This window comes from Mycobacterium sp. TH-M15, from assembly GCF_057473705.1.
Map to the genome: position 1 here is coordinate 1 of NZ_JBYCLB010000480.1, position 8,305 is coordinate 8,305.

Sequence of the window (8,305 nt, forward strand, 5' to 3'; positions counted from 1 at the left end):
AAAAACCCGGAGCAGGAGTCCGACGCGCAGCCCCGCGAGGTGACCGACGTCGCGGTACTGACCGACTCCGAGCTGGGCTCCGAAGCGCAGCGGGAACGCCGCAAACGCATCCTGGACGCGACCATGGCCATCGCCTCCAAGGGCGGTTACGAAGCGGTGCAGATGCGGGCGGTGGCCGACCGGGCCGACGTCGCGGTCGGCACCCTGTACCGGTACTTCCCGTCGAAGGTTCACCTGCTGGTCTCGGCGCTGGGCCGCGAGTTCGAGCGGATCGACGCCAAGACCGACCGGTCGGCGTTCACCGAGGGCACCCCGTATCAGCGGCTGAACCTGATGGTCGGCAAGCTCAACCGGGCCATGCAGCGCAACCCGCTGCTGACCGAGGCGATGACCCGCGCGTACGTCTTCGCCGATGCGTCGGCCGCCGGCGAAGTGGACTACGTCGCCAAGCTCATCGACTCGATGTTCGCCCGGGCGATGAGCGACGGCGAGCCGACCGAGGACCAGTACCACATCGCCCGGGTCATCTCCGACGTCTGGCTGTCGAACCTGCTGGCCTGGCTGACCCGGCGCGCGTCGGCGACCGACGTCAGCAAACGGCTGGACCTGGCGGTCCGGTTGCTGATCGGCGACGAGGAATGCCCGCCGGCTTGACCGGGTAGCCTGCGGCTGATGCGGCTCAAGCCTGGTCGCCCCGACCTCACCCGCTACGCCGGCCGGTTCACCGTCAGCGGCGCGGTGCCCGGCGCACCGCTCTCGGTGACCTGGCGAGACGCCGAGATGGCCTACCTCGGCGTCGGCCAGCTGGGGCTGCAGCCGCGCCAATACCTGGTCGACTACTGGTCGCAGACGGTGCGCGCGGTCGGTGCCGAAACGGTGGTGCTGATCCACTGGGACGACTTCTTCCGCCCGCTGTCGAAGCCGCTGCGCGCGTTGTCCTATGCCACCGACGACCTGGACGTGTCGATGCGGGTTCTCGGTGAGCTGGCCGAGCGCGACGGAGTCGCCCTGCAGATGCCGCAGGTGTGGCGCCGGGAAGATCCGTGGGCGTGAAGCTGGCTCTTGTTCTGCTGCTGCTTGCCGTGGTGCTGGGGTTCGCGGTGGCGCGCCCGCGCGGCTGGCCGGAGGCGGTCGTCGCGGTGCCGGCCGCGGTCGCCCTGGTGGTGACCGGGGTGATCTCGGTGTCCGACGCGACGGCCGAGGCGGTCGGGCTGCTGCGGGTGGTCGCATTCCTGGGCGCGGTGCTGGTGCTGGCCCAGCTCTGCGACGACGAGGGCCTGTTCGAGGCGGCCGGGGCGGTGATGGCGCGGGGAGATGTCGGGTCGCCCCGGCACCTGCTGCACCGGGTGTTCGTCATCGCCGCCGGCATCACCGCCGTGCTGAGCCTGGACGCTACCGTCGTGCTGTTGACCCCGGTGGTGCTGGCCATGGTTCGCCGACGGCACGCGCCGGTGCGGCCGCACGCCTACGCCACCGCCCACCTGGCCAACACCGCGTCACTGTTGCTTCCGGTCTCCAACCTCACCAACCTGCTGGCATTCCATGTCGCGGGTCTGTCGTTCGTGCGGTTCACGGCGCTGATGGCGGTGCCGTGGCTGGCCGCCACCGGCACCGTGTACCTGGTCTTCGGGCGGTTTTTCGGATCGGACCTGCGCACGGCGCCGGCTCACTGGCAGCCCGGTCCGCGACCGCCGGTGCCGGTCTTTGTGCTGGCGGTGCTGGCGCTGACGCTGGCGGGTTTCCTGGCCGCCGAGACGCTCGGCGTGCCGCCGGCCTGGGCGGCGCTCGCGGGTGCGGCGGTGTTGGCGGTGCGGAGCCTCGCCCAGCACCGCAGCACCCCGGCGGGGATCGTGCGGGCGATCAACGTGCCGTTCCTGGTGTTCGTACTGGCGCTGGCCGTGGTGGTGCGGGCCGCCCTGGCCAACGGGCTGGCCGACGCCCTGCGCCTGGTGCTGCCGACCGGGTCCGGGCTGCCCGCCCTGTTCGGCATCGCAGTGGTGGCGGCGGTGCTGGCCAATGTCGTCAACAACCTGCCCGCCACGCTGGCCCTGCTTCCGTTGGCCGCATCCGGCGGTCCGGTTGCGGTGCTGGCGGTGTTGATCGGGGTGAACATCGGACCCAACCTGACCTATGTCGGGTCACTCTCCAATCTGCTGTGGCGTCGCGTCCTGCGCCGGTATGACGTTCCGGTGACCGTCACCGAATACACCCGGCTGGGCTTGTGGACGGTGCCTGCGGCACTGGCGGCGGCGGTGTTGGCGTTATGGGCGAGCGGACGAGTGCTGGGCGTCTAACGCCGGTGATACGCCGGTGGCAGCGGCATGCCGAGTTCGGCCAGTACGCTGCGGGCCCGCGCCGGATGGTCGGTGATGAATCCGTCCACGCCGAGGGCGATCTGGTCGCGCATCGCTCCGGCGTCGTTGACCGTCCACGGAACGACCGTCAGGCCCAGAGTGTGCGCCCGGTCGACGAGCTCGGCGTCCACCAGCGAGTACTCCGGCGCCAGCACCGTCGCGCCCACCGTCCTGGCCCCGGCGATCGGGTCCGCGACGACGGCGGGGTCGACCCCGGCCAGCCAGGGTGAGTTCGGCACCCAGGTGGTCCGATCCCAGAGCGCGACCAGCGGGATCGACGGTTCGTCCCGGCGCACCATCGGCAGCGTTCGCCAGTCGAAGCTCTGGATCTGCACCGCCGCGGTCTTCCCCGCCGCCCGGACCACGGCCAGGATCACGTCCACGAACTGCTGCGGGGCCGCCGAGGCGTCCGGGCGGTCGGCCTCCACCTTGGTCTCGATGTTGTAGCGCACATCGGCCCGGTAGGCGTCGGCGAGCGCGAAGACCTCCGGCAGGGTGGCGATCCTGTTGCCGCCGACCACCTCCGCGTCGGGAAAATCGGCCAGCGGGCGGCCGCAGTCCAGGGTGCGGAGCTGCGCCAGGCTGAGGTCGTGCACCAGCTTGCCGACATAGGGGTACTGCGGGTCGCCGGGGAAGGCCGGTGCGGTGTCGGCGCATTTCTCCGGCTGGATCGTCGGGTCGTGCCAGACCATCGGCTGCTGGTCTTTGGACAACACGACGTCGAACTCCAGTGTGCTGACCCCTGATTCGAGTGCCTTGGCGAACCCGGGCAGCGACTCCTCGGTAGTCTCGCCGCGGCCGCCGCGATGCGCCTGCAGGTCGAAGACCGGCGGTTGCGCCACGGCGGTGGGCAGCGTCGCGATGCACAGCGCCACCGCGAGTGCGGCCGGTTTCGCCAGCGAGGTCACCGCCGTTGGCGGGCGATCTCGGCCAGCACCACCCCGGCGGCGACCGATGCGTTCAGCGACTCGGTCGACCCGGCCATCGGGATGGAGACCACCGCGTCGCAGTTCTCCCGCACCAGCCGAGACAGGCCCTTCCCCTCCGACCCGACGACCAGCACCAGCGGCCCGGTGCCGTCCACCTCGTCGACCGGCGTGCTGCCGTGGGCATCCAGCCCGATCACCTGCAGGCCGTGGCCGGCCCAGGCCTTCAGCGTCCGGTTCAGGTTGGCCGCCCGGGCGACCGGAACGCGGGCTGCCGCACCGGCGCTGGTGCGCCAGGCCACCGCGGTGACCGAGGCCGACCGTCGCTGCGGAATGACCACGCCGTGGCCGCCGAACGCCGCCACCGACCGGATGATCGCGCCGAGGTTGCGCGGGTCGGAGATGTTGTCCAACGCAACCAGCAGCGCCGGCGCCACGTCGTCGTCGGCGGCGGCCAGCAGGTCGTCGGGGTGGCGGTAGCCGTACGGCGGCACCTGCAGGGCGATGCCCTGGTGCAGCCCGTTGGTGGTCATCTTGTCCAGGTCGGAACGCGGTACCTCGAGGATCGGGATCCCGGAATCCGCGGCGCGGGTGACGGATTCGGTCAGACGCTCGTCGGCTTCGGCACCGAGCGCGACGTAGAGCGCGCCGGCCGGCACCCCGGACCGCAGGCACTCCAGCACCGGGTTGCGGCCGACCACCGTCTCGTTCTCGTCGGTTCGCCGGCCCTGCCGCTGCGCGCGCTGCTTCGCGGCGCGCTTGGCGGCCTTGGCGGCCGGGTGGTACGCACGCTTGTGCGCCGGCGGAGTGGCGCCGCGCCCTTCCAGCCCGCGGCGCCGCTGTCCACCCGATCCGACCGACGGGCCCTTCTTGGTGCCGGGCTTGCGTACCGCCCCGCGCCGGCGGGGGCTGCCGGCCATTACTCGGTCTCCGGAACCATCAGCGACCACTGCGGGCCGTCGGCGGTGTCGGTGACCTCGACGCCGGCGGCCTTCAGCCGGTCGCGGATCTCGTCGGCCCGCGCCCAGTCGCGCTCCGCGCGGGCGGCCTCGCGCTGGTGCACCTCGGACCGCACCAGCACGTCGACCGCCTTCAGCGCCGCCGAGGTCTCGGCGTGGGAGTCCCAGCGCTCGTCGAGCGGGTCGCAGCCCAGGATGCCGGTCATCGCCCGGATCGCCGCCGCCCGGGCGAGCGCGCCCTGGTGGTCGCCGGTGTCCAGCGCCCGGTTGCCTTCCGCGCGGGCCCGGTGCACCTCGGCGAGCGCGGCGGGCACCGCCAGGTCGTCGTCGAGCGCCGCGGCGAACCGGTCGGTCCAGCACCCCGGTTCGACGGCGCCGACCCGGCTGCGCACCCGGTGCAGGAAGTCCTCGACGCCGCGGTAGGCGTTGACCGCGTCCTGCAGCGCCGCCTCGGAGAACTCCAGCATCGAGCGGTAATGGGCACTGCCCAGGTAGTAACGCAGCTCGGCCGGCCGAACCCGCTGCAGCACCGCCGAGATCGACAGCACGTTGCCCAGCGACTTGCTCATCTTCTCGCCGCCCAGCGTCACCCAGCCGTTGTGCAGCCAGTAGCGGGCGAAGCCGTCACCGGCGGCGCGGCTCTGAGCGATCTCGTTCTCGTGGTGCGGGAAAATCAGATCCATTCCGCCGCAATGGATGTCGAATTCGGCGCCCAGGTAGGTCTCGGCCATCGCCGAGCACTCCAGGTGCCAGCCGGGACGGCCCCGCCCCCACGGCGTGGGCCAGGACGGTTCGCCCGGCTTGGCGCCCTTCCACAGGGTGAAGTCACGCTGGTCGCGTTTGCCGGTGGCCACCCCTTCCCCCTGGTGCACGTCGTCGATCTTGTGCCCGGAGAGCGCGCCGTACTCGGGGAAGCTGAGCACATCGAAGTAGACGTCCGCACCGCCCTGCCGCAGATCGGGGTAGGCGTGTCCGCGCTCGATCAGCCGGTCGATCAGCTCGATCATCTGGGTGACGTGCCCGGTGGCGCGGGGTTCGGCCGACGGCGGCAGCACGCCGAGCGCCTGATAGGCGGCGCTGAAGGCCCGCTCGTGGGTCGCCGCCCACTCCCACCAGGGACGGCCGGCGGCGGCGGCTTTGTTGATGATCTTGTCGTCGATGTCGGTCACGTTGCGGATGAACGCCACATCGTAGCCGCGGGCGACCAGCCAGCGGCGCAGGATGTCGAACGCCACACCGCTGCGCACGTGCCCGATGTGCGGCAGCCCCTGAACCGTCGCGCCGCACAGGTACAGCGAGACGTGCCCGGGGCGCAGCGGAACGAAGTCCCGCACGGCACCGGTCGCCGTGTCGTGCAGCCGCAGGGCGGCGGGATCGGTCACGACGGGCCAGCTTACCGGCCTGTTCGGCCGATCACGAACGTGCGCGGAAACGGTCTCCCGCCCGGTGTGGCGGCCGGGGACACACACGCTCGCGTCAAGCCGGCAGCACCAGGGCGGTGGCGATCGCCGCGCGGCCTTCGCCGCGACCGGTCAGGCCGAGTCCGTCGGTGGTGGTCGCCGAGACCGAGACCGGCGCGCCCAGCAGCTCCGAGAGCACCTCCTGGGCCTCCGCCCGGCGCGGGGCGACCTTCGGGCGCTCCCCGATCACCTGCACGGCGGCATTGCCGACCCGAAAGCCGTGCTCGGTGAGCAGGGCCCGGACGTGCCGGAGCATCGTCGAGCCGGACGCACCGTCCCAACGCGGCTGGTCGACCCCGAACACCGCGCCCAGGTCGCCGAGTCCGGCCGCCGACAGCAGCGCGTCGCTGAGCGCGTGTACGGCCACGTCGCCGTCGGAGTGCCCGGCACACCCGTCGGCGTCGGGGAAGCTCAGGCCCAGCAGCCGGCACGGCCGGCCCCGCTGGATCGGGTGCACGTCGGTGCCGACCCCGACCCGCGGCGGGCCGCTCACCGGCTCACCACCGCCTCGGCCAGCAGCAGGTCCAGCGGCGAGGTGATCTTGAAGGCAAGCGGGTCGCCGTCGACCGTCTGAACCCGAGCGCCGCAGTGCTCCACCATCGATGCGTCGTCGGTGTACCGCGCGCCGGAGACGGCACGCTGGTAGGCGAGCAGCAACAGGTCGGTGGCGAAGCCCTGCGGGGTCTGCACCGCACGCAGGCCGTCGCGTTCCGGGGTGCCGAGCACCACACCGTTGGCGTCGACCGCCTTGACGGTGTCCGGTACCGGCAGCACCGGGACCACCGCGCGGTGCCCGGCCCGCAGCGCCGCGACGACGCGCGCGGTCAGCGGGGGCGGGGTGAGCGGGCGCGCGGCGTCATGGACCAGGACGAACTCCGGCTGGTCGGACCCAGTCAGCGACGCCAGCGCCAGCCGGACCGACTCGACCCGGTTGGACCCGCCCGGCACCACAGCGACCGGGGGAGTCGTGCCGGCCAGGATCAGCGTGGCCTCGTCGGTGCGATCCGGCGGCACCGCGACGATCACCCGGTTGACGGCGCCGGACGCCAGCAAGCCGGCCACCGACCGCTCCACCAGGGTCCGCGCGCCGAGCGGGCAGAAAGCTTTCGGCACCCCGGCGCCGAGCCGCTCACCCGCACCGGCGGCCGGGACCACCGCAACCGTGCCCGCCACCGATCCTCCCGGCAGCAGCTAGGACGCCGCGGCCAGAACCTCGTCCAGGATGATCTCCGCCTTGGCGTCGTCGGTGTTCTCGGCCAGGGCCAGTTCGCCGACCAGAATCTGTCGCGCCTTGGCCAGCATCCGCTTCTCACCGGCCGACAGGCCGCGCTCCTGGTCCCGACGCCACAGGTCGCGCACCACTTCGGCCACCTTGTGCACGTCACCGGAGGCGAGTTTCTCCAGGTTGGCCTTGTACCGGCGGGACCAGTTGGTCGGCTCCTCGGTGTGCGGGGCACGCAGCACCTGGAAGACCTTGTCCAGACCCTCCTCGCCGACCACATCGCGGACGCCGACGTACTCGGCGTTTTCGGCGGGAACGCGAACGGTGAGATCACCTTGCGCGACTTTCAAGACGAGGTAATCCTTCTGCTCGCCTTTGATGGTCCGGGTTTCAATCGCTTCGATCAACGCGGCACCGTGGTGTGGATAGACAACGGTGTCTCCGACCTTGAAAATCATCTGATTTAAGCCCCTTTCGCTATCCCATGTTAACACGGGGCTCAGTGACCCGTGGAACAACGATGCAGGTCAGGGGCATGGTCGATGAAGGCGGGGGGTTGACAGCGCGGGAAAAGCATGCTGGACCGGCGCCGCCGGGTAGGCGTGCAGACGGGTCACGACGGATCCCGAGGCGGTGAAAGAGTCCACTTACCCTGCGCTACCGCCGACGCGAAGCGCCGACTACAGTGCCCTACTAGCCTTTAACCAGAGGCAGTCACCACCCGACGCCGAGCAGGAGGACCCGAGTGAACCGGTTCAGCACCCGTTCCGGCGCGGCGGGGCTGGCCGCGGCCGCCGTAGCCGCCGCGGCCGCACTGGCCGGATGTGGCACCGGGCAGATCGCCCAGACCACCGACCAGGCCTCGGCCGTCAACGGCACCGAGGGCACCGTCGGCCAGGTGGCCCTGCGTGACGTCCGGATCCAGGCCGTGCAAGACGGGGCGTTCATCGAACCCGGGAACGTCGTCGAGCTGGTGTTCGTCGCCACCAACCAGTCGACCGACACCACCGACGAGCTGACCGGGATCAGCACCAGCATCGGGAAGGTCTCGCTGACCGGTGGCAAGCAGCTGCCGGCCGCCGGCGTGCTGGTGGTCGGTGCACCGGATGGCCAGGACCAGGTGTCACCGGCCGGCCTGAAGGACCTGCACAGCATGCAGGACACGGACAACGCCACCGCCACGGTGACCCTGGACAAGCCGATCAGCAACGGCCTCACCTACGACTTCACCTTCCACTTCCGGGAGTCCGGCACGATCGGGCTGGCGGTGCCGATCTCGGCTCCGGACACGTCGTCGACGGCCATCGAACCGACCGCCGCGGAACCGGCGGCCGGCCAGCCAGACCATCACTGAGCCGCGCTTGTCAGACCCGGCGGCTACGGT

9 protein-coding genes and 1 pseudogene are annotated in these 8,305 nt (G+C 71.4%); 4 read left to right on the forward strand and 6 right to left on the reverse strand.

Annotated elements, in window-relative coordinates:
- Positions 1-39 precede the first annotated feature (39 nt).
- The 3 genes and pseudogenes from kstR to AC2VNT_RS11670 all read left to right on the forward strand — a co-directional run bounded on the left by kstR (position 40) and on the right by AC2VNT_RS11670 (position 2,294).
- Positions 40-654: a cholesterol catabolism transcriptional regulator KstR gene (gene kstR / locus AC2VNT_RS11660; RefSeq protein ID WP_486947015.1), complete on the forward strand. Its 615-nt coding sequence runs from the start codon at positions 40-42 to the stop codon at positions 652-654.
- 75 nt (positions 655-729) lie between these two features.
- Positions 730-1,053 (forward strand): annotated as a pseudogene (locus tag AC2VNT_RS11665) (MBL fold metallo-hydrolase); the annotation flags it as partial.
- Entirely contained in the window at positions 1,050-2,294 is a 1,245-nt protein-coding gene (locus tag AC2VNT_RS11670) for an SLC13 family permease (protein WP_486947009.1), read from the forward strand. The pseudogene AC2VNT_RS11665 and the gene AC2VNT_RS11670, both read left to right, overlap by 4 nt.
- Here the strand turns inward: AC2VNT_RS11670 and AC2VNT_RS11675 are convergent.
- The 6 genes from AC2VNT_RS11675 to carD all read right to left on the reverse strand — a co-directional run bounded on the left by AC2VNT_RS11675 (position 2,291) and on the right by carD (position 7,379).
- Complete coding sequence (locus tag AC2VNT_RS11675; protein ID WP_486947016.1) at positions 2,291-3,229, reverse strand: glycerophosphodiester phosphodiesterase; 939 nt, start codon at positions 3,227-3,229, stop codon at positions 2,291-2,293. The genes AC2VNT_RS11670 and AC2VNT_RS11675 overlap by 4 nt on opposite strands.
- Before the next feature lie 29 nt (positions 3,230-3,258).
- Complete coding sequence (rlmB, locus tag AC2VNT_RS11680) at positions 3,259-4,200, reverse strand: 23S rRNA (guanosine(2251)-2'-O)-methyltransferase RlmB (RefSeq protein WP_486947010.1); 942 nt, start codon at positions 4,198-4,200, stop codon at positions 3,259-3,261.
- Positions 4,200-5,621 (reverse strand): cysteine--tRNA ligase, encoded by a 1,422-nt coding sequence (gene cysS, locus AC2VNT_RS11685; RefSeq protein ID WP_486947011.1) that lies wholly within the window; start codon positions 5,619-5,621, stop codon positions 4,200-4,202. The genes rlmB and cysS overlap by 1 nt, the downstream gene beginning before the upstream one ends.
- 94 nt (positions 5,622-5,715) lie before the next feature.
- Positions 5,716-6,192, reverse strand: coding sequence for a 2-C-methyl-D-erythritol 2,4-cyclodiphosphate synthase (gene ispF, locus AC2VNT_RS11690; RefSeq protein WP_486947012.1), 477 nt, complete (start codon positions 6,190-6,192; stop codon positions 5,716-5,718).
- Positions 6,189-6,890 carry a 2-C-methyl-D-erythritol 4-phosphate cytidylyltransferase gene (ispD, locus tag AC2VNT_RS11695; protein WP_486947017.1) on the reverse strand — a complete coding sequence of 234 codons (702 nt, stop codon included), beginning with the start codon at positions 6,888-6,890 and terminating at the stop codon, positions 6,189-6,191. Before ispD ends, ispF begins: the two co-directional genes overlap by 4 nt.
- Positions 6,891-7,379 carry an RNA polymerase-binding transcription factor CarD gene (gene carD / locus AC2VNT_RS11700; protein WP_486947013.1) on the reverse strand — a complete coding sequence of 163 codons (489 nt, stop codon included), beginning with the start codon at positions 7,377-7,379 and terminating at the stop codon, positions 6,891-6,893.
- A gap of 287 nt (positions 7,380-7,666) precedes the next feature.
- On the opposite strand from carD, the gene AC2VNT_RS11705 reads away from it, so the two are divergent.
- Positions 7,667-8,275: a copper chaperone PCu(A)C domain-containing protein gene (locus AC2VNT_RS11705; protein WP_486947014.1), complete on the forward strand. Its 609-nt coding sequence runs from the start codon at positions 7,667-7,669 to the stop codon at positions 8,273-8,275.
- Positions 8,276-8,305: the final 30 nt, after the last annotated feature.

Bases quoted from the DNA above. Each gene is read 5' to 3' on its own strand.
- carD (WP_486947013.1), bottom strand. From the start codon at position 7,379: ATGATTTTCAAGGTCGGAGACACCGTTGTCTATCCACACCACGGTGCC.
- rlmB (WP_486947010.1), bottom strand. From the start codon at position 4,200: ATGGCCGGCAGCCCCCGCCGGCGCGGGGCGGTACGCAAGCCCGGCACC.